17 protein-coding genes are annotated in these 22,279 nt (G+C 64.3%); 13 read left to right on the forward strand and 4 right to left on the reverse strand.

The window, feature by feature from the left end:
- Positions 1–100 precede the first annotated feature (100 nt).
- Positions 101–1,216, forward strand: coding sequence for an EF-P lysine aminoacylase GenX (locus R2R70_RS02925; protein WP_410977324.1), 1,116 nt, complete (start codon positions 101–103; stop codon positions 1,214–1,216).
- Positions 1,217–1,703: 487 nt separating this feature from the next.
- On the opposite strand, the gene asd is transcribed toward R2R70_RS02925, so the two are convergent.
- Both asd and R2R70_RS02935 read right to left on the reverse strand, forming a co-directional pair.
- Positions 1,704–2,621, reverse strand: a complete 918-nt coding sequence (asd, locus tag R2R70_RS02930) for an archaetidylserine decarboxylase (RefSeq protein WP_410977225.1) — start codon at positions 2,619–2,621, stop codon at positions 1,704–1,706.
- A 291-nt stretch (positions 2,622–2,912) separates the two neighbouring features.
- On the reverse strand, positions 2,913–3,776 hold the full coding sequence (locus R2R70_RS02935) for a sulfurtransferase (RefSeq protein WP_279831148.1): 864 nt from the start codon (positions 3,774–3,776) through the stop codon (positions 2,913–2,915).
- A 604-nt stretch (positions 3,777–4,380) separates the two neighbouring features.
- Here R2R70_RS02935 and R2R70_RS02940 point away from each other — a divergent pair.
- Positions 4,381–5,715 carry an NCS2 family permease gene (locus R2R70_RS02940; RefSeq protein WP_082388884.1) on the forward strand — a complete coding sequence of 445 codons (1,335 nt, stop codon included), beginning with the start codon at positions 4,381–4,383 and terminating at the stop codon, positions 5,713–5,715.
- 147 nt (positions 5,716–5,862) lie between these two features.
- On the opposite strand, the gene rsgA is transcribed toward R2R70_RS02940, so the two are convergent.
- Positions 5,863–6,873 carry a small ribosomal subunit biogenesis GTPase RsgA gene (gene rsgA / locus R2R70_RS02945; protein WP_043335189.1) on the reverse strand — a complete coding sequence of 337 codons (1,011 nt, stop codon included), beginning with the start codon at positions 6,871–6,873 and terminating at the stop codon, positions 5,863–5,865.
- 183 nt (positions 6,874–7,056) lie between these two features.
- Between rsgA and orn the strand changes: the two genes are divergently transcribed.
- The gene (gene orn / locus R2R70_RS02950) at positions 7,057–7,629 is read left to right on the forward strand and encodes an oligoribonuclease (RefSeq protein ID WP_107335235.1); all 573 of its coding nucleotides are present in this window, start codon (positions 7,057–7,059) and stop codon (positions 7,627–7,629) included.
- 45 nt (positions 7,630–7,674) lie between these two features.
- On the opposite strand, the gene queG is transcribed toward orn, so the two are convergent.
- Positions 7,675–8,745, reverse strand: a complete 1,071-nt coding sequence (gene queG, locus R2R70_RS02955; protein WP_410977325.1) for a tRNA epoxyqueuosine(34) reductase QueG — start codon at positions 8,743–8,745, stop codon at positions 7,675–7,677.
- 326 nt (positions 8,746–9,071) lie between these two features.
- Between queG and R2R70_RS02960 the strand changes: the two genes are divergently transcribed.
- The 10 genes from R2R70_RS02960 to R2R70_RS03005 all read left to right on the forward strand — a co-directional run bounded on the left by R2R70_RS02960 (position 9,072) and on the right by R2R70_RS03005 (position 22,238).
- The gene (locus tag R2R70_RS02960; protein ID WP_410977226.1) at positions 9,072–10,877 is read left to right on the forward strand and encodes an NAD(P)H-hydrate dehydratase; all 1,806 of its coding nucleotides are present in this window, start codon (positions 9,072–9,074) and stop codon (positions 10,875–10,877) included.
- Positions 10,858–11,343, forward strand: coding sequence for a tRNA (adenosine(37)-N6)-threonylcarbamoyltransferase complex ATPase subunit type 1 TsaE (gene tsaE, locus R2R70_RS02965; RefSeq protein WP_043335197.1), 486 nt, complete (start codon positions 10,858–10,860; stop codon positions 11,341–11,343). Before R2R70_RS02960 ends, tsaE begins: the two co-directional genes overlap by 20 nt.
- A 121-nt stretch (positions 11,344–11,464) precedes the next feature.
- Complete coding sequence (locus tag R2R70_RS02970) at positions 11,465–12,919, forward strand: N-acetylmuramoyl-L-alanine amidase (protein ID WP_043335201.1); 1,455 nt, start codon at positions 11,465–11,467, stop codon at positions 12,917–12,919.
- A 163-nt stretch (positions 12,920–13,082) separates the two neighbouring features.
- A complete protein-coding gene (gene mutL / locus R2R70_RS02975; RefSeq protein WP_410977227.1) occupies positions 13,083–15,416 on the forward strand; it encodes a DNA mismatch repair endonuclease MutL in 2,334 nt (777 codons plus the stop codon).
- A 60-nt stretch (positions 15,417–15,476) separates the two neighbouring features.
- Complete coding sequence (miaA, locus tag R2R70_RS02980; protein WP_082388890.1) at positions 15,477–16,460, forward strand: tRNA (adenosine(37)-N6)-dimethylallyltransferase MiaA; 984 nt, start codon at positions 15,477–15,479, stop codon at positions 16,458–16,460.
- A gap of 114 nt (positions 16,461–16,574) precedes the next feature.
- Positions 16,575–16,823 carry an RNA chaperone Hfq gene (gene hfq / locus R2R70_RS02985; protein WP_043335203.1) on the forward strand — a complete coding sequence of 83 codons (249 nt, stop codon included), beginning with the start codon at positions 16,575–16,577 and terminating at the stop codon, positions 16,821–16,823.
- Positions 16,824–16,838: 15 nt separating this feature from the next.
- A complete protein-coding gene (hflX, locus tag R2R70_RS02990) occupies positions 16,839–18,209 on the forward strand; it encodes a ribosome rescue GTPase HflX (protein ID WP_052384759.1) in 1,371 nt (456 codons plus the stop codon).
- A gap of 388 nt (positions 18,210–18,597) precedes the next feature.
- Complete coding sequence (hflK, locus tag R2R70_RS02995; protein ID WP_410977228.1) at positions 18,598–19,824, forward strand: FtsH protease activity modulator HflK; 1,227 nt, start codon at positions 18,598–18,600, stop codon at positions 19,822–19,824.
- On the forward strand, positions 19,824–20,705 hold the full coding sequence (gene hflC / locus R2R70_RS03000; protein WP_043335206.1) for a protease modulator HflC: 882 nt from the start codon (positions 19,824–19,826) through the stop codon (positions 20,703–20,705). The genes hflK and hflC overlap by 1 nt, the downstream gene beginning before the upstream one ends.
- A gap of 348 nt (positions 20,706–21,053) precedes the next feature.
- Positions 21,054–22,238, forward strand: coding sequence for an ATP phosphoribosyltransferase regulatory subunit (locus tag R2R70_RS03005; RefSeq protein WP_410977229.1), 1,185 nt, complete (start codon positions 21,054–21,056; stop codon positions 22,236–22,238).
- The last annotated feature ends 41 nt before the right edge of the window (positions 22,239–22,279 follow it).

Consider the following 22,279-nt stretch of genomic DNA (forward strand, 5'->3'; position numbering starts at 1 on the left):
AACGCTCCCGCTGATCCCTTCCTCGAGCCTGTCCATGTCTGATGCCGATTCTTCCGCCGTTGCTTCACCTCTCTCAGCCGCTGCCGCGCCAGGCGCTGCCCTGGCAGAGGACTGGGCGCCCACTGCCACGCGCGAGCGGCTCGTCCAGCGCGCGCGTCTGATGAGTGAGGTGCGGGCTTTCTTCGCTGAGCGTGAGGTGCTGGAGGTGGAAACGCCGGTGCTGGGGCAGGCCGGTTCGACGGATGTCGGTCTCGCATCATTGTCCTTGACCGCGCAGTTGCCGGGCGAGCGTGAGCGCGTGCCGATGTGGCTGCAGACATCGCCGGAATTTCACATGAAGCGTCTGTTGGCGGCCGGCAGCGGGCCGATCTTCCAGATCGCGCATGCCTTCCGCGATGGCGAGGTCAGCCGCCGCCACAATCCCGAGTTCTGCATGCTGGAGTGGTATCGCCCCGGCATGAGTCTTGAGGCGCTGATGACGGAGACCTGCGAGTTGATCCGGCGCGTGATGGCGCTCGGGGCACAGCTGACCGGTCAGCCGTCGTTGCTCAATGAGTCACAAGGCGCCCAGGCCAGGCCTGCCATCACGCCTTACCGTGCGCTGTTTCGCCGTGTGCTGGCGCTGGACCCCTTCACGGCCTCGCTTGAGGAGCTACGAGCCGCCTGTGCGCGAGAATGTGAGGTCGCGGCTGACGACTGGTCGCATGAGACCTGCCTGGATGCGCTGATGAGCCTGGTGATCGAGCCGACTCTTGGCTTAGGGTCACAGGGCGCAGAAGCACAGGGCGCAGAAGCACAGGGCGCAGGAGCGCAGGGGCCAGGGTCAGAGGGGATAGAAGCGAAGGGACAAGCCACCGTGGAGCTGGTCACCGAGTACCCGGCCGCACAGGCCGCCTTGGCGCGCAAGCATCAGGACAGTGAGGGCGATTGGGTGGCGTCGCGTTTCGAGGCCTATGTGGCGGGCATCGAGCTGGCCAACGGCTATGACGAGCTGACCGATGCCAGTGAGCAGGCGGCGCGCTTTGCCGAAGACAATGCCGCGCGAGTCGCCCAGGGCCTGCCTGAGGTGGCGGCGGACCAGCGCCTGGTGGCGGCCTTGCAGGCGGGGATGCCCACGGGGAGCGGGGTGGCGCTGGGGCTGGATCGCCTGATCATGCTGGCGCTGGGAGAGCGCGATATCTCGGCGGTGATCGCTTTCCCGGCATCACGTGCTTGAGAGCCGACATGAGAGGCAGCTTTCGATGTGATTTGCGTGAATCCCAGCGTTTATTGCCAACACGCTTGCCGAGCGTGCGTCGACTAGACTGGAGTAGTCAGCGTGGAGGGTTGGCGCTTGCCGGCGAAGCCCGCAGGCAAGGTGATGGCAGGACCAGGGCAATGGTCGCAGCGGGTCTTCTTTTATCGGGCATGGTGAAAGAAGGCGACAGATGATGGCTCGAACCCTCGGAGCCTTCGAGGCATCATCCGGCAGTCGCGTCGTGAGAGCGTGACGCCCGTCATGGAGGACTCTGATCTGTTTGGGCACTGAATGTAGTGATCACCCCGATGGCAGCGTTCATCGCGGGGCAAGGCAAGAAGGCGAGGAGCGCGGTCAGTCTCCTGTCGTTAAAAAGGGAAGCCAGGGGCTTCCCTTTTTTTATGCGCGGGTTTCATGTGCGGGCTTTATGCACGAGTGTCGTGCTCGCGCTGCGCCATGCCTGACCTTATTTCTCGTCTGTAGTCGGCGTGTCCTGCGCCGTCTCTGTCGCATGCTCTTCTGCCTCGGTCGGGGCCGGTGCTGTCGCAGACGGGCGCATGCCGAGTGACTGACCCATGCTGACCTTCTGGCCCGGTGTCAGGGCGTCATCGAACTCGACGCTGTCCGGGAAGCACATCACCACGGTGGAGCCGAGCTGGAAGCGGCCCATCTCGGCGCCATGTGCCAGCTCGATGAGCTGATCGAAACGGGTCGTCTCGACATCACCGGAAAGCGGCGTGACCTGACCACTCCAGACGGTCTTGATCGCCGCGACGATCATCGCGCCGACCAGCACCATGGCCATCGGACCATGCTCGGTCTCGAAGATGCACACCAGGCGCTCGTTGCGCGCGAAGAGGCCCGGCACGTGATTGGCGGTGGCTTCGTTGACCGAGAACAGACGCCCCGGGACATAAGCCATCTCGACCAGACGACCGGCCACCGGCATATGGACGCGATGGTAGTCCTTCGGTGACAGATAGACAGTGGCGAAGCGACCGTTACGGAAGGGCGCGGCGCGCTCTTCACTGCCACCCAGCAACTGGGTCAGCGAGAATGCCTGACCCTTGGCCTGTACGAGAGTGCCGTGTTCGATGTTGCCGAACTGGGACAGTACGCCATCGGCCGGTGACACCAGGCCTTCGCCGATGGGGCGGGCGTCCGCCTTCAGGGCGCGGGTAAAGAAGTCATTGAAGCAGGCGTAGGCACGCGGATTCTCCTCGAGCGCCTCGTTCATGTTGACACCGTAGGCCTTGATGAAACGCTCGATGAAGGTGTTCTTGACCCACAGATTGGTGCAGGCGGCGACACGGCCGATGACACGTGAGATCAGGTGCTGGGGCAGTGGGTACTGGCTCAGGGAAAACAGCTTGGCGCGATCCACGATGGCGATCCTTGCAGGCACTTTCAGGAATGAAAAGCCCGCTCCTCGAGAGGGCGGGCGTTGGCCGGCAACAGCGGCGGCCAGCAGTTGGGCTGCACCTTAGCCCATCGTCAATAACGGCTCAAGCCTGCGAATTGCCGCAGCCGTGGGCCTGGCGACAGTTGCCAGACAGGCCATGCGTGTCATCCCGGCATGGCCAGCCTTGGCGTGCTGGCGCTCGCTAGGCCCGTCTCAGGCTGCAGTCTGGAGCCTTAAGCCTGTTATCAGGAGCCATCAGCCCATTATCAGTCGTCAGCGCTCGATGGGCGTATCGTCACGGTTGCCCCATTCCTTCCAGGAGCCCGGATAGGCGCGCACATCGCTGAAACCCAGCGCCTGACCCACCAACCAGGTCAGGCCGGAGCGGTGATGGCTCTGGCAGTGCGTCACGATGTGCTGTTCGGGGTTGAGGCCGCGAGCGCCCAGTTCGGTCACCAGCTCCGCATAGTCGCGGATACGCAGGTTGCGCTCACGGTCCATGGCCTCGGTCCACTCGAAATGCACGGCGCCGGGGATATGGCCGAGGCGGGCGTTCTGGCCCTTCTCGCCGCGATATTCCTCCGCGGAGCGCGCATCCCAGACCACAACGCTTTCCTGCGGGTCCTCGGCCGCCAGTCGATCGAGAATGTCTTCCCGCGTCGCCATCACGCTGGTGTCCATGTAGGCGGCGTGATACTCGCTGGGGCTCCAGTCGCTGGCGGTGTCACTCAGCGGCAGGCCATCGCCTTGCCATGCGTGCAGGCCACCATTGAGGTAGCTGTAGCGGGTATGACCGAGCAGCGCCAGGGTCCACAGCAGGCGTCCGGCCCAGCCGCCGCCTTCATCGTCATAGGCCACCACATGGCTGTCGCGGGTGATGCCAAGCGCTGACATCACGCCAGACAGTGCCTCGGGGCTCGGCACGCCGGGAATGTCGTCGTCATTGCTGCCGACCAGCTGCTTGAAGTCGAGCAGGCGAGCGCCGGGCACATGACGCGCATGGCTCTCGGCTTTCAGTGGCACGTCGACGATCACGATATCAGGATGGTCGAGCATCTCCGCGAGCTGCTGCGGTTCGACGATCAAGGGCAGCAGGTCGGCTTCCGAAGGGGAAGGGTGTGAAGAATCGTGAGACATGGCGTAATCCTTGCTTCTACGAAGAGAGTGATCCTTCCGGCATCATGGCACGTCGGCTGGCACTGTGGTCAAGTCACTACGATCAAGACATGCAATCAAGTGACTGCGGCGAGGCGAAGTGTCACCGCGCCAGATTCCTTGCCATCTTGTCCCCTGAAACGACATGTTTTCAGTATAATGCCGCGCGTCACATTCTGGGGCGAACGTGTGAATGCCCAGTGCGAACGCATAACGGTACAGACGTGGACGACGCGTGTGCCAGCAGGGCACAGTGCGCGCCATGACCTGACCTTCTGGACAGCCTTCTGATCAACTGGCGAGGCCAGCCAGCAGCCAGTAGATCCAGTAGGTCTTGTAGCCAGTAGGTCTTGTCGAAAGAAGCGCTTGTTTCAGTGCAGCGGGCCTGAGGCGAATGCCACATTCTGGCCCTCGGGAACACCCTCTTCGCGGCCCCAGGCAATACACTGTCTATAGCCAGTGGCGCTGCTGCACTCTTCGAGTGCGGTGCGGGCGCTCAATGTGTGTTATTTCGGTGCAGCATGTCGGCGACTCGTCGACGCTGAGCTGCTACTCAATCGCTTCATCCTGAACGGGAGTCATCATCTTGCTCGAGCGCCTATTCTCACTGCGTGCCGAAGGCACCACGACGCGCACGGAAGTGCTGGCGGGCATCGCCACCTTCATGGCGTCGATGTACATCATCGTGGTCAATCCCGGCATCCTGTCAGCCGCCGGCGTGCCATTCAGTGCCGCCCTCACGGCGACCGTGCTGGTCAGCTTCTTCGGCAGCTTGATGATGGGCCTGTACGCGCGCAACCCGATCCTGGTCGCGCCGGGCATGGGCATCAATGCCCTGTTCGCCTACACCATGGTGCTGGGCGGCGGCATGAGCTGGGAGGTCGCGCTGGGCTGCGTGTTCTGGGCCGGCGTCATCTTCGCGGTACTGGCCATGTTCAACGTGCGCCGCCTGGTGATCGATGCGATTCCCGCTCAGCTCCGCTACGCCATCGCCTGTGGTATCGGCCTGTTCATCACCTTGATCGGTCTGGTGAATGCCAAGCTGATCGTCTCAAATCCGGTCACCGTGGTCAGTGTGGCGCCGATGACGCCCTCGCTGGTGGTCTTCCTGCTTGGGCTGGCGCTGACCGCCATCCTGGTCGCGAAGCGCATTCACGGCGCACTGATCATCGGCATCATCGTCACGACCCTGATGGCGACCACCATCGGGCGTCTGTGGGGGGATGGCAGCGCCTACTTCCCGCCGGAGATCGCTCAGCCGACGCTGGTCAACTTCACCGGTATCTTCGCTGCGCCTGATTTCAGCGGCCTGCTGGCGCTGGACCTGCTCGGTTCGCTCAAGGTGGCCTATGCGCCGTTCATCTTCGTCATCCTGTTCACGGTGTTCTTCGATGCGCTCTCGACCTTCATGGCGGTGGCCGAGGCGGGCAATCTGAAGGACGAGAATGGTGACCCGCGCAATATCCGTCGCTCGATGATGGTCGATGCCTTCTCGGCGCTGGTATCTGCGCCACTGGGTACCAGCCCGGCAAATGCCTACATCGAATCGGCGGCCGGTATCAGTCAGGGCGGACGCACCGGGCTGGTCGCGGTGGTGGTGGCGCTCTGCTTCCTGCCGTTCCTGTTCCTGGCACCGTTGCTGTCGCTGGTACCGTCCATCGCGACTGCCCCGGCGCTGATTCTGGTCGGCGTGTTCATGATGGAGCCGATCGGCAAGATCCACTGGCACCAGTTCGATGATGCGATTCCGGCCTTCATCGCCATGGTGATGATTCCGCTGACCTACTCCATCACCCACGGTATCGTGTTCGGCTTCCTGAGTTTCGTGGTCATCAAGCTCGGCGTCGGCAAGGCGCGCGAGATTCGCCCGACCATGTGGGTGCTGTTCGCGCTGTCACTGCTGCTGTTGCTGGAAGGCTAGGCTTCGAAAGCGGCAGTGGTGTGTCTCGAGGCTGTGATGTGTCTCGATGATGTGATGTATCTCGAGAGTGTCGAGCATGAAAAAGCCCCGCCAGGCAGTGACTGCCTGGCGGGGCTTTTTGTTGACGGCTTTTTTGATAGCGCCTGATCAGCTCTCGGTCAGCGACAGCAGGATCTTCTTGTAGCTCTCGAAGCGCACGCGGCCGATCTCACCGTTGTCCACGGCCTGCAGCAGGGCGCAGCCCGGCTCCTTCTCGTGCTTGCAGTCGCGGAAGCGGCAATAGCCGAGATAGTCGTGGAACTCGCGGAAGCCGTCGGTGACCTGCTCGGGAGTCAGGTGTACCAGGCCGAATTCACGGATGCCGGGCGAGTCGATCAGGTCACCGCCATCCGGCATGTGATAGAGCCAGGCGGTGGTGGTGGTGTGCATGCCCTGGCGTGATTCGGCCGACAGCGGGCCGACACGAACCTCTTCCCTGGGCAGCAGCATGCCGATCAGGGACGACTTGCCGACGCCACTCTGGCCGACGAAAACCGAGGTGCGGTCGCTGAGCTGGGCCTTGAGAGCGTCAAGCCCCGACTCGCCACGCGTGGTGCAGGCGACGACTTCGTAGCCGAGCGCTTCATAGCGCGCCAGCAGGTCGCGCAGCTCACCGCCACTTTCCGGCAGCAGGTCGACCTTGTTGAGCACCAGCACCGGCGTGATGCCGGTGGCTTCCGCGGCGATCAGATAGCGGTCGATCAGGTTGGGCTGCGGGGCGGGCTCGGCGGCGAACACGATCAGGATCTGGTCGATGTTGGCCGCCACCGGCTTGAGCACGCCGCGCATGTCGGGGCGTTCAAGCTCGGTGGTGCGTGCGCCACGCGCGACGACGACGCCGCTGGCATCGCTGGCTTCGCGCCAGATGACCCGGTCACCGGTGACCAGCGTCTCGAGGTTGGCGCGCAGGTGGCAGCGGTGCAGGCTGCCGGATTCGCTCTCGACTTCCAGGCTGCGCCCGTAGTGGGCGATGACACGGCCATGCTGCTCCGGGCCATATTCGCCGGCGTCGAGCTTGTCGCGGTCCTGCGTCTCGCGCTTTTCGGCGCGCTTGGTACGCTCGGCCTGCACCTTCTCGATTCGCCATTGCTGCTGGCGGCTTAGCTTGCGTTTACTCATGCTTGGCTGGTGACTCCGGTCGCCGTTCGTTCGCCAGGGATGGGAGAGTCTTCCCCCCTTTGCGGCGCGATTGTACCCTTTGCGCCCTCGGGTGTCGTGCGACGCCCCGGGATGGCGTGTGATACTGCTGTCATCGACTGGCGTCCCGCGCCATTCCATCATCTGCTCAGCAAGGAGTGACCCATGGCAAATCCCACCGCGCAGGCCGACCGCCTCATCTGGATCGACCTGGAAATGACCGGTCTCGACCCGGCGCGTGAGCGCATCATCGAGGTGGCCACGCTGGTCACCGACGGCGACCTCAACCTGATCGCCGAAGGCCCGGTGCTGGCCGTGCATCAGCCGGACAGCCTGCTGGAGGCGATGGATGAGTGGAACACGCGCACCCATGGTGAATCCGGGCTGGTGAAGCGCGTCAAGGAAAGTCAGATAGATACCGCCGAAGCCGAACGCCAGACCCTCGAGTTCCTGGCCCGGCACGTGGCGGCAGGCGCCTCGCCGATGTGTGGCAACAGCGTGCATCAGGACCGCCGCTTCCTGCAGCACGAGATGCCGTTGCTGGAAGAATTCTTCCACTACCGCAACATCGATGTCTCGACCCTGAAAGAGCTGGCCAAGCGCTGGAATCCGGCCGCGCTCGACGGCTTCAAGAAGCGTGCGACCCACCAGGCGATGGACGATATCCGTGAGTCACTGGCGGAGCTTGCGCATTACCGCAAGACCTTCCTCAAGCTGACCCAGCAGGGCATCGTCTAAGTATCGCTCCTCAACTGAAAGCGATAGCCCACGAGGCAACGGCTCTCAAAGCGCGGTGGCCAGGCGGGCGCCGCGCTTGAGGGCCTGCTCCTTCAGCGCCCAGCGCACATGCTCGCGCAGTGGCTCGCTGGGGTAAGCCAGACGGGCGCGCAGCACATGCTCGACCTGCTCCGACCAAGGCGCATTGCCCAGCCCGATGGCGATGTTGGAGAGCCACTTCTCGTAGCCGATGCGTCGAATCGGGCTGCCTTCCGTCTTGCTGAGGAATTCCTGCTCCCCCCAGCAGAACAGGCGGATCAGCTCGATGCGATCCAGATCATGACGCGGCGAGAAGTCAGTCTCCTGGGTCGCCTTGGCGAAGCGTGTGAAGGGGCAGAACAGCTGACAGTCATCGCAGCCGTAGATGCGGTTGCCCATCGGGCGACGGAATTCCTCGGGGATGGCGCCATCGAGCTCGATGGTCAGGTAGGAGATGCAGCGCCGCGCATCGACGACCTTGTCCTCGACGATGGCATCCGTCGGGCAGGCGACCTTGCAGGCGTTGCAGCTGCCGCAGTGTTCCTTTTCAAAGGGGGCGTCCACCGGCAGGGGCAGGTCGGTGTAGAGTTCGCCCAGGAAGAACAGGCAGCCGGCCTGCTGATTCATCAGCATGGCGTTCTTGCCAAACCAGCCGATGCCGGCTTTCTGGGCAAGGGCGCGCTCCATCACCGGGGCGGAGTCGACGAAGGCGCGATAGCCGAACTTGCCGACTTCTCCCTCGATCTGCTTGGCCAGATTGGCCAGTCGCTTGCGCATCAGCTTGTGGTAATCACGCCCCAGCGCGTAGCGTGACACATAGGCGCGTTCGGGTTGGCTGAGCACCTGAGTGGTCTCGACCTCAGGCGGCAGGTAATCGAGACGCACGCTGATGACGCGCAGTGTCCCGGGCACCAGCTCTTCAGGGCGAGTGCGCTTGGTGCCGTGCTTGGCCATGAAGTTCATCTCGCCGTGATGGCCGTTGGCCAGCCAGCGCTCCAGATAGGCCTCGTGGGCCGAGAGGTCGACATCGGTGATGCCGACCTGCTGAAAACCCAGCTCGCGCCCCCATGTCTTGATGCGCGTCGCCAGTTCCTCCATGGCCTGTTCATCGGCGGCGGGGCTCCCGGTGTCGGCAGGTGAAGCGGCGGGGGTGGATGAGTGCGGAGCAGACATGGGGTTTCCAGCGAGATCGAGGGCAGAGGCGCGCCACCTTAGCGCAACTTGCCGGTCAGCCCAAGCGTGCTGCCTGACGGCGCGAGCACGGCAGGTAAGGTGCAGTAGAAAGGAAGGCGGCATGCAGCGCCATGCCTCGCGATAGGCAACGCATATCCAGGCAGGCAGCGAGTGTCTAGACAGGCAACGAGCGTCTAGACAGGCAACGAACATCCAGTCAGGCAATGGATATCCAGACAAGGAGTGTAGGCATGACAGCGCACGAATCGACCTCTGACCAGTCCTGCCCCCCGGCATCTTCGGCAACCCTGACGCTGTGGCGCTCGGTCAACTGTCTGTGGCCGTTGGCGGCGCTGCGTGATCTGGAGCATTGGATGCTCGCGGAGGAGACCGTCGCCGCTGACAGTGGCCAGAGCGAGGCGCCGGTGGAGAAGCGCCTGATGGGGCGCGCCGCGCAATCGGCGTTCGATCTGCTGCGTCAGCGTTGGCCGGAGACTCGCAGGCTGTGCGTGCTGTGTGGCGGCGGCAACAATGGCGGCGATGGCTATCTGCTGGCGCGCCTGGCATTGCTGGCGGGCTTCGAGGTGCGGGTCATCGCCTTGACGCCGGAGGATGCCTTGACCGGTGATGCGCAGCTGGCCGCGATCGCGGCGCGCGAGGCTGGTGTCGAGACGCTGGCATGGCCGAAGGCCGATGAGGAGGCGGCGGATGCGCTGCTCAAGGGCTGGTCCTTGCTGGTGGATGCGCTGACCGGCATCGGCCTGCGCGATGCGCCGCGCGGCAGCGTGGTCGAAGCCATCGAGCGCATCAATCACGCTCATCAGCACGGCGTGCATGTCATGGCGCTGGATGTGCCCTCAGGCTTGAATGCCGCGACGGGCGCGGTCGCGGGTGTCGCCGTGGAAGCGGATGTGACGCTGACGTTTCTGGTCGACAAGCCGGGCCTGCACACCGGACGCGCCGAGCTGCACGCCGGGCACGTCAGTCTGGCGCGCCTGGGCGCGGCGCGCGTGTTGCCGGAGGTGGTCGCGCAGTCGCGAACCGCGGCCTTGCTGGCAGAGGACGCCGTGCAGCGGCTGACACCGCGCTGGCTGGAGTCCGAGCTGGTGCCGCGCTCGCCGCTGGCCCACAAGGGCGATACCGGCAGCGCGCTGGTCTTCGGCGGCGGGCCGGGGCTGGGGGGCTCGGTGTTGCTGGCCAGTGAGGCGGCGGCGCGGGCCGGCGCCGGCAAGGTCGCGCTGCTGACGGCACCCGCGCATATCAGCGCCAGCCTGACGCGCTGCCCCGAGGTCATGGCGCGCGGCCTCAAGAGTGGCCCGGAGGGCAGCAGTCATGATGGCTTCGCCGTGCTGGAATCACAGCTGGCACAGGCCAGCGTGACGCTGGTCGGGCCCGGCATGGGCACCGAGAGTCTCGAGAGCATGCTGTGGGGCTGGGGCGGCATGTCGCGGGTGCTGGCGGCGGGGCAGCCGCTGGTCGTGGATGCCGATGGCCTGAGCCTGCTGGCCTGGCGCGCGAGCGAAGGCGACATCATCCGTCGCGACGACTGGGTGCTGACGCCGCACCCCGGTGAGGCCGCGCGTTTGCTCGATTGCAGTGTGGCGGACATCGAACACGACCGAATCGCAGCCGCAAGAGCACTCCAGCAGCGTTTCGGCGGCAGCGTGGTGCTCAAGGGCGCGGGCAGTCTGGTGGCGAGCCCTGTGGGGGTACTCGAGGGGCCGGCGGTGGCGCTCTGCCCCTATGGCAATCCGGGCATGGCCAGTGGCGGCATGGGCGATGTGCTGGGTGGCATCATCGCGGGTCTGGCGGCGCAGGCGCTCAACGGCGGCTTCGATGCACGCCAGCCGCGTTCCTCCCAGGATGAGGCGGCGCAGGCCCGGCGAGTCACGCGCGCCATGGCGCAGGCGGCGCGGCTTGGGGTGCTGGTGCATGCCCTGGCGGCCGACCGGGCGGTACAGGAGCGTGGTGAACGTGGCCTGCTCGCAGGTGATCTGGCATCCTATATGCATTTATTGCTCAATCCACGGGCCCGAGATGCGCATACTTCTGTCTGATGAAAACGCCCAGGTTGCCTTCGGCACTCAATTGGGAAATATCCTTGCCGGCCGCGGGCTGGTGTTCCTGGAGGGCGAGCTGGGGGCGGGCAAGACGACCCTGACCCGCGGCGTGCTGCGCGCCTATGGTCACCAGGGCGCGGTCAAGAGCCCGACCTACACCCTGGTGGAACCCTACGTGCTGCCACGGGCCGAGGGTGGCGAGTGGCACATCAACCACTTCGACCTCTACCGCCTCGCCGACCCTGAAGAGCTCGAGTTCATCGGGGGGCGCGATCTGCTCGCCGCCGACAGCCTGGCGCTGATCGAGTGGCCGAGCTGTGGTCAGGGCTTTCTGCCCACGCCGGATCTGCGCATCACGCTGTTCGTCGCCGACGAAGGACGCGAGGCCGAATTGACTGCCCTGACACCGCGAGGTGAGGGTTGGTTGGCAACACTGGCCGAGCGCCGAACCTCTCAGGCATGATGACGCCGATCCGCTTGTGTTGTCTGGCGGTGCAGTGTCCGATCATTCGTTATCTTCATTCATGTTCTTTCTGTCTGGGTCATCCTGTCTGATGCCTGAAATAGCGTCCAAAATTCCCCGTATGCGTCTGGCGCGCAGCTTCCGTCGCTGGCTGGCGGGTGGCGTCGTCTGCTCGCTTGCCAGCCTGGTGCTGGCGCCGCAAGCGCTGGCCGCCAAGGTCGAGAACCTGCGCCTGTGGACCGCACCGGACCACACGCGGCTGGTGTTCGATCTCGACAGTGCCGCCAAGGCCAAGGTCTTCGGCCTCGACAATCCGCGCCGTCTGGTGATCGACCTTGCCGGCAGTGAAGTGGCCAGTGCCGCCGTCGAGCGCAAGTTCGCCGCGCTGAATCTCGAAGGCAGTGCCATCAAGTCGATCCGCAGCGGGCGTCAAGGGGATGCCCTGCGTGTGGTGCTCGACCTGACGCGCCCGGTCAATCCCAAGGACTTCACGCTGGCGCCGAATGCCAAATACGGCAATCGCCTGGTGGTGGATCTCGAGTTCCCCGGCGAATCGGCGGTCGAGAACCCCATCGACCCCATCGAGGCCCGTATCCGCGAGCAGGAACAGGCCGCGGCCAAGCGCAAACTGAAGGGCGAGCCGGCGGAACCTGTGGTCAATACCCAGGCGGCGGCACATCCCAAGCGTGACATCATCATCGCGATCGACCCTGGCCACGGTGGGGAAGACCCGGGCGCCAGCGGCCCCAGCGGGACTCGAGAGAAGGATGTGGTGCTCAAGATCGGCAAGCGTCTCAAGCGCATGTTCGATGCCCAGCCCGGCTTCAAGGCCATCCTGACCCGCAACAGCGATTACTACATCCCGCTGCGCAAGCGCACCGAGATCGCGCGTGAGCAGAAGGCGGACTTCTTCGTCTCGATTCACGCCGATGCCTTCAACAGTCCGCGCCCGCACGGCAGTTCGGTCTTTGCGCTCTCAAGCCGCGGCGCGACGTCCGAGACCGCACGCTGGCTGGCCGCCACCGAAAACCGTGCTGACCTGATCGGGGGCGTGGATGGCAATCTCAGCCTGAATGACAAGGATGAGATGCTGCGTGGCGTGTTGCTCGACCTGACCATGACCGCGACGCTCAACGATTCGCTGGCGGCGGGTAGCGGCGTGCTGGCCAACCTCGGGCGCATGAATTCCCTGCACAAGCGTCAGGTGGAGCAGGCGGGCTTCGTGGTGCTCAAGTCGCCGGATATCCCCTCGCTGCTGGTGGAGACAGGCTTCATCTCCAATCCTCAGGAAGAGCGCAATCTCAACAGCGGCCCCTATCAGGAGAAGCTGGCGCGCTCGATCTTCTCGGGAATCCAGAGCCACTTCGAGCGCAATCCGCCGCCCGCAAGTCTGCTGGCATGGCAGCGCAGCCAGGCACGCGGTGGCAACGGCGGCGAATATCGCGTCAAGAGTGGCGATACGCTGTCGGAAGTGGCCCAGCGCCACAACGTGAGCATGGCGGCCCTCAAGCAGGCCAACAACATGAGTGGCGATACGGTGCGCGTGGGCCAGCTGCTCAAGATTCCGCGCAGCTGAACCTGACGTCATGAAGTCGCCCTGACCGCGCCTTGCGTTGGCGGGGCGCAGACACTGTCCGCTGATGCAGTTCCGGCATGCGTTGCTTGCCGTGGCTGGGTCGGCGGACAGTATCGTTTTCAGAGAAGCGGCATTTTTCGCTCGTGTATCCAGGAGTCTATCGATGTCTGACGAGCTGACCGACATGCAGCCCGCTCGCCCTGGCGAGCGACGGATCCGTATCCTCAATCCGCGCCTCGCCAACCAGATCGCGGCGGGTGAGGTCGTGGAGCGGCCGGCTTCCGTGGTCAAGGAGCTGGTCGAGAACGCCATCGATGCCGGCAGCACCCGCATCGAGCTGGAGCTGGAAGGTGGCGGTGCGCGGTTGATTCGCGTGCGCGACAACGGCTGCGGCATCACCGAGGAAGACCTGCCGCTGGCGCTGTCACGGCATGCGACCAGCAAGATCGAGAGCCTGGATGACCTCGAGGGCGTGGCGAGCCTCGGTTTCCGGGGCGAGGCACTGGCCTCGATCAGTTCGGTCTCGCGGCTGGAGCTGTTCTCGAATGTCTCGGAGGAACCAGCCAACGGCTGGCGCGTGGTGGCGGAAGGGCGCGAGATGGCGCCGCGCGTCTCCCCGGCGCCGCATCCGCGTGGCACCAGCGTCGCGGTGCGTGATCTGTTTTTCAATACACCGGCGCGCCGCAAGTTCATGCGCACCGAGAAGACCGAGTTCGGCCATGTCGAGGAAAGCTTCCGGCGGCTGGCATTGTCACGCCACGATATCGGCTGGACGCTGCGCCACAACCAGAAGGTGGTACATCAGTTGCGTGCCGGTGAAGACACCCTGACGGTGGAGCGGCGCATCGGTGCGCTGCTGGGGCGCAACTTCCTCGAGCATGCGCTGCATCTGGATATCGAGGCCTCCGGCCTGCGCCTGTCCGGCTGGGTGGGCTTGCCGACGCACTCGCGTGCCCAGGCCGATCAGCAGTACTTCTTCGTCAATGGCCGCGTGGTGCGCGACCGGCTGGTCGCGCATGCCGTGCGTCAGGCCTATCGCGATGTGCTGTTCCATGGTCGGCATCCGGTGTTCGTGCTCTATCTGGAGCTCGACCCGACGGTGGTGGATGTCAACGTTCACCCGACCAAGCACGAAGTGCGCTTCCGGGACGGGCGACTGGTGCATGACTTCCTGTTCTCGAGCCTGCACAAGGCGCTGGCCGAGGTGCGCCCCGGTGACAACAGCGCCGCGCCTACTGGCATCGAGGGGCAGGAGAAGGAAGAGGACCCCGGCTGGCAGCAGCAGGGCATGCGCCTCGGGCGTCAGGAACAGGACGCCCAGCCAAATGCCACCACTGAACAGCAAGCGTCATCGGCCGGCCCGCAGGCGGGGGGCGACTCGTCAGCCTCGCCGAGCGCTCCTGCAGGCCGCCCTGCGGCCCCCTGGCAGCCTTCCTCGCAGCTGCCGCCTGCCGGTGATGGTCGCTCCAGCGAACGTCTGAGCGCCGAGCGTGTGCGTCAGTTCATGGCCGGCTATCGGGCACTGCACCCCAGCGAAGATCATCTGCTGACGCCGGGTGGCGGCGCAGGCGGCACGGGCGTGGTCAACGACCCGGCGGCGATCGCCAGTGCCGAGCGTGAGGCGCGGCGTGCACCACGTGTCACGCTGGGTGAAGGTGGCCGCGAGGGTGACGGGCCAGGGCAGGGCGCAGGACTGGGGAGTGCGCAGGCCGGTGTCGGGGAAGCTGCGCCCGGCTGGCGGGTCGACACGCCTCAGGTGGGTGGGCCGTCCGGTGGCGCGTCTTCCAGCGACGCCGTGTCTGGCATGTCGGCGCCGTCTGTCTCAGGCAGTTCGGTCTCGGGTGGCGCGGTCTCAGGCAGCTCGGCAGTGGTGATGCGTGGTCTGCCGGCCCAGAGTGACGACGATGACACGCCGCCGCTGGGCTACGCCGTGGCGCAGCTGCACGGCGTCTACATCCTGTCGCAGACCTCGCGCGGGCTGGTGATGGTCGACATGCATGCCGCTCACGAGCGCATCACCTATGAGCGCATGAAGCAGCATGTGCATGGCGGCGGCCATCTGGAGGCCCAGCCGCTGCTGGTGCCGGTGTCGCTGGCGGTCAGTGCGCGCGAGATGGGCACCTTCGAGCGCGAGTCCGAGGCGTTCACGCGTCTGGGCGTCGAGCTGGACGCTGCCGGGCCGGAAACACTGCTGGTGCGTCAGGTGCCGGTCGTGCTCGGCAATGCCGATGTGGAGCCCCTGGTGCGCGGCATGCTGGAAGATCTTGAGCGCTATGGGCGCAGTGACCGCATGGAGGCGCACATGAATGAACTGCTCGCCGACATGGCGTGTCGCGGCAGCGTGCGCGCCAACCGCCGACTGACGATTCCGGAAATGAATGCCCTGCTGCGTGACATGGAGCGCACCGAGCGCTCCGGGCAATGCAATCATGGCCGTCCGACCTGGACCGAGCTTTCGATGCATGAGCTCGACAAGCTGTTCCTGCGCGGCCAGTAGATGAGGCCCCGTGTCGTCGCGGTTCACCCCTGATTCACCTCCCAGCCCAGACAATAGGCCATGACCCAGATTCAACCCCCTGAAGATTCCCGACACCACGCGCCTGAGGTGGCTGACAAGCCGCCTGTCGTGTTGTTGATGGGGCCGACGGCCTCAGGCAAGACCGACCTCGCCATTCGCTGGCATGAGGAGCAGGGCGCGGAGCTGGTCAGTGTCGATTCGGCGCTGATCTATCGCGGCATGGATATCGGCACGGCCAAGCCGAGCGCGGCAGAGCTGGCCCGAGCGCCACACCGCCTGATCGACTTTCTCGATCCGCTGGAGAGCTATTCCGCCGCCGAGTTTCGTCGCGATGCGCTGGCGCATATCGCCGAGATCCAGTCCCGCGGCAAGATGCCGCTGCTGGTCGGCGGCACAATGATGTATTTCAAGCGTCTATTGGAAGGCGTGGCGGAGCTGCCGGCAGCGGATGCCGAGCTGCGCGCGGAGCTCGAGGCGCGTATCCAGTCCGAGGGCCTGCCGGCGCTGCATGCGCAGCTGGCGCGGCTTGATCCGGCCACGGCACAGCGCATTCGGGCCACCGATCCCCAGCGGCTGACACGCGCGCTGGAGGTCTGTCTGATCAGCGGGCGCCCGATGAGCGAGCTGCTCGCGGAGCAGCCAGAGGCGGAACTTCCGTTCCGGCCGATAGCGATCGCACTGGCGCCCCACGATAGAGCCGTGTTACATGAACGTATCGAGACGCGTTTTGATCAGATGTTGGAACAGGGCTTCATTGCCGAGGTCGAAGCGCTGAAGGCACGTCCGGAGCTGCATGCGGGCCTGCCCTCGATACGTTGTGTCGGCTACCGTCAGGTGTGGGATTTTCTCGATGGCCATCTGAGCCGGGATGAGATGCGCGAACGCGGCATCATCGCGACGCGTCAACTCGCCAAGCGACAGTTGACCTGGTTGCGGAGCTGGCAGGGGATTCACCCGGTGGATTCCATGGGTGTAGATCCTTACAGTGAAACCTTGAAAATCGTGCGCCAGACCTGCACTTAGCGTAACATGAGCGGTCACGACCCGCGCCCGTGAAGCCCCCTCAAGAGGGCAACCCGGAGCGCTGGCGAACATAACCATACTTACCTCGAACGAGACATTTTTACGGAGAGTCACATGTCCAAAGGTCAATCACTCCAGGACCCGTACCTGAACATCCTGCGCAAGGAACGTATCCCGGTCTCGATCTTCCTGGTCAACGGCATCAAGCTGCAGGGCCAGATCGAATCCTTCGATCAGTTCGTGATCCTGCTGCGCAATACTGTCTCCCAGATGGTTTACAAGCACGCTATCTCGACCGTGGTGCCGTCGCGCAATGTGCGCCTGCCGGCCCAGGATCCGAGCGTGCCGTCCACAGAAAGCTGAAGTTAGAGGCGCTGATTGTTCTTCGAACGACCCGAAGCCGGTGAAACGGCCGTCCTGGTGCATGTCAATTTCCGGGACGAAAAAGAACGCGAGGATGCCGGTGAGCTCCTCGAACTCGTACGTTCGGCAGGCGCCGTGCCGGCGACCCTCATCGAGGGTAGCCGGCCCCGCCCCGACTCCCGTACGTTCATCGGAGAAGGCAAGCTTGAGGAAGTGCAAGAGGCCCTGGCCGTGCACGAAGCCGAGCTGGTCATTTTCAACCATTCATTGAGTCCTTCCCAGCAGCGTAACCTCGAAGCCACGCTCAAGTGTCGCGTCATCGACCGTACTGGTCTGATTCTCGACATCTTTGCCCAGCGTGCGCGGACCCATGAGGGCAAGCTGCAGGTGGAACTCGCACAGCTCGAGTACATGTCCACCCGCCTGGTGCGGGGTTGGACCCACCTTGAGCGTCAGAAAGGCGGTATCGGTCTGCGAGGCCCGGGGGAAACCCAGCTCGAGACTGACCGTCGCCTGTTGCGCGCCCGTATCAAGTCGATCCACAAGCGACTCGAGAAGGTGCACAAGCAGCGCGATCAGAACCGCCGTGCCCGTGCGCGTGCCGAGATCCCGAGCCTGTCGCTGGTCGGCTATACCAACGCCGGCAAGTCGACGCTGTTCAACGCGCTGACCACCTCCGAGGTATACGCCGCCGATCAGCTGTTCGCGACGCTGGACCCGACGCTGCGTCGTCTGGAGCTCGAGGATGTCGGTCCGGCAGTCCTTGCCGATACCGTCGGCTTCATTCGTCATCTGCCGCACAAGCTGGTGGAAGCCTTCCAGGCGACCCTGCAGGAAGCGGCGGAAGCGGATCTGCTGGTACATGTCATCGACGCCGCAGACCCGGAGAATGACCGCAATACCGAGCAGGTCAATCACGTCCTGAGCGAGATCGATGCCGGTGATGTGCCGCGTCTGTTGGTCATGAACAAGATCGACCGACTCGACATGGCGCCGCGCATCGAGCGTGATGGCTTCGGTCGTCCGCTGGCGGTGTGGCTGTCGGCACGCGACGGCAAGGGGCTGGATCTGCTGATGCAGGCCTTCGCCGAGCTGCTGTCCGACAACGTCATCTCCATGCAGCTGACGCTGGGGCCTGCGAAGTCCCGTCTGCGGGCAGGCCTGCATGAGCTGGACGCGGTCAAGGACGAGCAATATGACGAGCAGGGCAATGCGCTGCTGGACATTCGTCTCGAGAAACGCGACTTTCTGCAGTTGTTGTCGCATCTTGGTGAATCGCCTGAAGATTATCTCGGCGGTGAACATGACGACCGTGAAGCCTGGCAGCGTGAGCTGTCCGCCGAACGCGCGGAAAAGCATCGCGTGTCGGTCACGCACAAGTCCTGATACCGTCTGGTAACGAGACTTGCGCCGGTGCGCTGCGCGGCAGCTCGATGAGAAGTGGCGCACGAGGCAGCAGCGCACCGTTGTCGCAAGGCAGTGGCAAGCACTACCCGGCATCCATCGCCGCGCACGAATGACGATGGATGCCCTCGCGCAGGGCATGCCCTGCGCGTCAGAGCAGCGGGCATCCAGCAGGATTGGCTGGATGCCGTCCGACGGACGATGGCCGTCGGGCAGGGCCATGGCCTTCTCCCGCAAGGGACGCGTCGCCATGCCGTACGAGAGAATCGGTCGCCGGAGGCCATCAGGCTCAAGGTACGGAACCGGTCGCAGCTGGCAGGGCGGCGTCATCATAATGACGAGCGGAACATCGACTGAGTGGAGACGACGTATGGCTTGGAATGAGCCGGGTGGCGGCAACCAGCATGACCCGTGGAGCGGCGGTGGTCGCAACGGGGACAAGAAGGGGGGCGGGGGTAACGGCGGTGGCAATGGCGGGCCGCCCGACCTCGACGAAGCGCTGAAGAAATTCCAGGACAAGCTCAACGGCATGCTCGGCAATGGCCGCAAGCGTCGTGGCGGTACCGGTGCCGGTGGCAATGGCGGCAACGGTGGCAGCACCAATGCCTTCGCACTGCCGGGTATCATCGGTGTCATCCTGGTCGCCATCTGGGCGGCTTCCGGTTTCTATCTGGTCGATCAGTCAGAGCGTGGCGTCGTGCTGCGTTTCGGCAAGTACAACGACATCGTCGGTCCGGGCCTGCACTGGAATCCGCCGATCATCGACGATGTGCGTGAGGTCAACGTCACCAAGGTGCGTTCGCTCTCCCAGACCAAGTCGATGCTGACCCAGGACGAGAACATCGTCGAAGTCCAGATGTCCGTGCAGTATCAGGTGTCCAACCCGCGTGACTTCCTGCTCAACGTCCGTGCGCCCGAGATCAGTCTCGAGAACGCCATGGACTCTGCGCTGCGTCACGAAGTCGGCAGTGCCGACATGAACGACATCCTGACCTCCGGTCGTGAACTGCTGGCCAGCAACGTCAAGTCGCGCCTGCAGTCCTATCTGGACAACTACGGTGTCGGCCTGACGCTGCAGACCATCAACGTCGAGTCCACCTCTGCGCCGGCAGCGGTCCAGGATTCCTTCGATGACGTCATCAAGGCGCGTGAGGATCGTCAGCGCACGATCAACCAGGCACTGGCCTACGAGAACTCGATTCTCCCGGAAGCCCAGGGTCAGGCGCAGCGCATCATCGAGGAAGCCGAGGGTTACAAGGAGTCCGTGGTCGCGAAGTCCCAGGGTGAGGCCAACCGCTTCACGTCCCTGCTGACCGAGTACCAGAAGGCGCCGGAAATCATCCGCGAGCGCATGTATCTGGAAACCATGGGCGAAGTGCTCGGCAAGACCAACAAGGTGCTGGTGGATGTCGAGAACGGCAATTCCCTCATGTACCTGCCGTTGGACAAGCTGGCCAACAAGTCCAGTGCTGCCGCCGAAGACAGCAGTGGCATGAGTCGTAGTGAGCTGGACCGTGTGTCCCGACAGGCGAGTGATGCCCTGAGCCGCAGCCAGAGCACTGACAGCAGCAACAGCATCCGTCGGGAGGGTCGTTAATGATCAACAATCGCTCACTGATGGCCGTCGCCGGTCTGGCCGTAGTGGCCTGGCTTGGTAGCAACAGCCTCTACACGGTTGATGAGACCCAGCGCGCCATCAAGCTCAAGTTTGGTGAAGTGGTGGAAGACAACATCCAGCCCGGCCTGCACTTCAAGCTGCCGGTCTACAACACGATCCGTACCTTCGATACGCGCGTGTTGACGCTGGATGCCCAGGCAAGCCGTTATCTGACCCGCGAGAAGAAGGCCGTCATCGTCGATTCCTTCGTCAAGTGGAAGATCGTCGATCCGAAGCGCTACTACGAAGCGACCTCCGGCGACGAGCAGATGGCCGAGCGCCTGATCGCGCCGCGTGTCGACGAGAGTCTGCGTAACGAGTTCGGCAAGCTCGAACTGGTGCAGATCATCTCCGAGCAGCGTGACGCGCTGATGAAGAAGCCCACCGAAGAGCTCGACGAGGTGATGCGCAAGGAACTGGGGGTGTCGATTCTCGATATCCGCGTCAAGCGTATCGACCTGCCGGACGAAGTCTCCCAGGCGGTCTACGAGCGCATGAAGACCGAGCGTCAGCGTGAGGCACGAGAGTATCGTGCCCAGGGTCAGGAGCAGGCCGAGAAGATCCAGGCCAATGCCGATCGTCGCCGTTCCGTCCTGCTCGCGCAGGCCGAAGAACAGGCGCAGACCCTGCGCGGTGAGGGCGATGCCTCCGCCGCCGCCATCTATGCCGGTGCGTACGGGGCGGATACCGAGTTCTTCCGCTTCTACCGCTCACTGCAGGCCTATCGCGACAGCTTCAAGGGCGATGGCAACATGATGGTCATGCAGCCGGACAGCGAGTTCTTCCGCTTCTTCAAGGACCCGCAGGGTGGCAGCAAGTAAGCAGCATCACTCAGCCCGAAGGCTCGCTTTCGGGGATGTTGCGCGCGGCCTCTGGCAGCATCAGAGGCCGCGCAGTGGATGAACGTCGCTCGAGAGGTTCGCGGGGTTCATCCCACAAGGATTCATGCTAGACTCCTGCAACCGGGCACCGCCCGGTTTTTTTGTGGCCGCTTTTCATGCACAGGCGCAAGGCCGACAGGAAAGCGTCGAGCAGGACCTTGCTTCACGGGTCTCGGTCGGCTGCTGTGAAATCCCCCGCGGGCGTTTCGTTTGTCACGCACGCCAGCCGGGTGAATTTCCTCGCGTCACGAGTCACCCCTTGTCATAAATCTCTCGCAGGATAGCGCAATGACCATCGCAGATCGCTGGCTCCTCCCGGATGGCATGGATGAGGTATTGCCCCCTCAGGCAACCCGTATGGAGGCGCTGCGCCGCGCGCTGCTCGACCTCTATCATCGCTTCGGCTATGACCTGGTGCTGCCGCCGCCCGTCGAATTTCTCGATTCGCTGCTGACCGGCACCGGTACCGAGCTTGATCTGCAGACCTTCAAGCTGACCGACCAGATGACCGGTCGCATGATGGGCGCCAGTGCCGACGTCACCCCGCAGGTGGCGCGCATGGACGCTCACTCCCTGCACCGCGAAGGCCCGGTACGTCTGTGCTACTGCGCCAACGTGCTGCGCACCAAGGCGGACAAGCACCAGGGCGGTCGCAGCCCGGTGCAGGTCGGTGCCGAGCTCTTCGGTCACGCCGGCCTCGAGGCCGACCACGAGATCCTGCATCTGGCGCTGACCAGTCTCGAGCAGGCCGGTGCCGGTGAATTGCACCTGGCACTGGGCCATATCGGCATCTATCGTGCCTTGATCGCCGAAGCCGGCATGAATGACGAGCACGAGCGTGAACTGTTCGCCGCCATCGAGCGTAAACAGTATTCCGCTCTCGATGCATTGATCGATCGCGTGGTGGGTGACAAGGTAGTGGCGGGCATGCTCAAGGCGCTGCCGCACCTGCACGGTGATGACGAGATTCTTGCCCAGGCGCGTACCGCCTTCGCCGGCGCACCGGCGGCAGTCGCCAGCGCTCTGGATCAGCTGACGGCGCTGAGCTGCGCGGTCCGCGAGCGTCATCCGCAGGTCACGCTCTATTTCGATCTCGCCGAACTGCGCGGTTACGAGTATCACACCGGCATGGTGTTCGCGGCCTACGTCCCGGGTTACGGTCAGGCGCTGGCCAAGGGTGGTCGCTACGACGATACTGGACGTGCCTTCGGTCGTGCGCGTCCTGCCACCGGCTTCTCGATGGACCTCAAGCAGCTGGCCTCGCTGGCCGTGCAGGCTCCGGCCTGTGATGGCATCTGGGCGCCGGCACTCAACGACAGCGCGCTGCGTGAGTGTGTCGATCAGCTGCGTGCCGCTGGCGAGCGTGTCATCGAAGCGCTGCCGGGCCAGACCACCGGCGCGGATGCACACCGTTGCAACCGTGAGCTGGTCAATGGCGCCGGCGGCTGGCAGGTCGTCACGCTCGAAGCCTGAGCTTCGGTGACCCGAGAGCGATGGCAGCGAGTGACAGATAG

This window comes from Cobetia sp. SIMBA_158, from assembly GCF_046566945.1.
Lineage (GTDB): Bacteria > Pseudomonadota > Gammaproteobacteria > Pseudomonadales > Halomonadaceae > Cobetia > Cobetia amphilecti.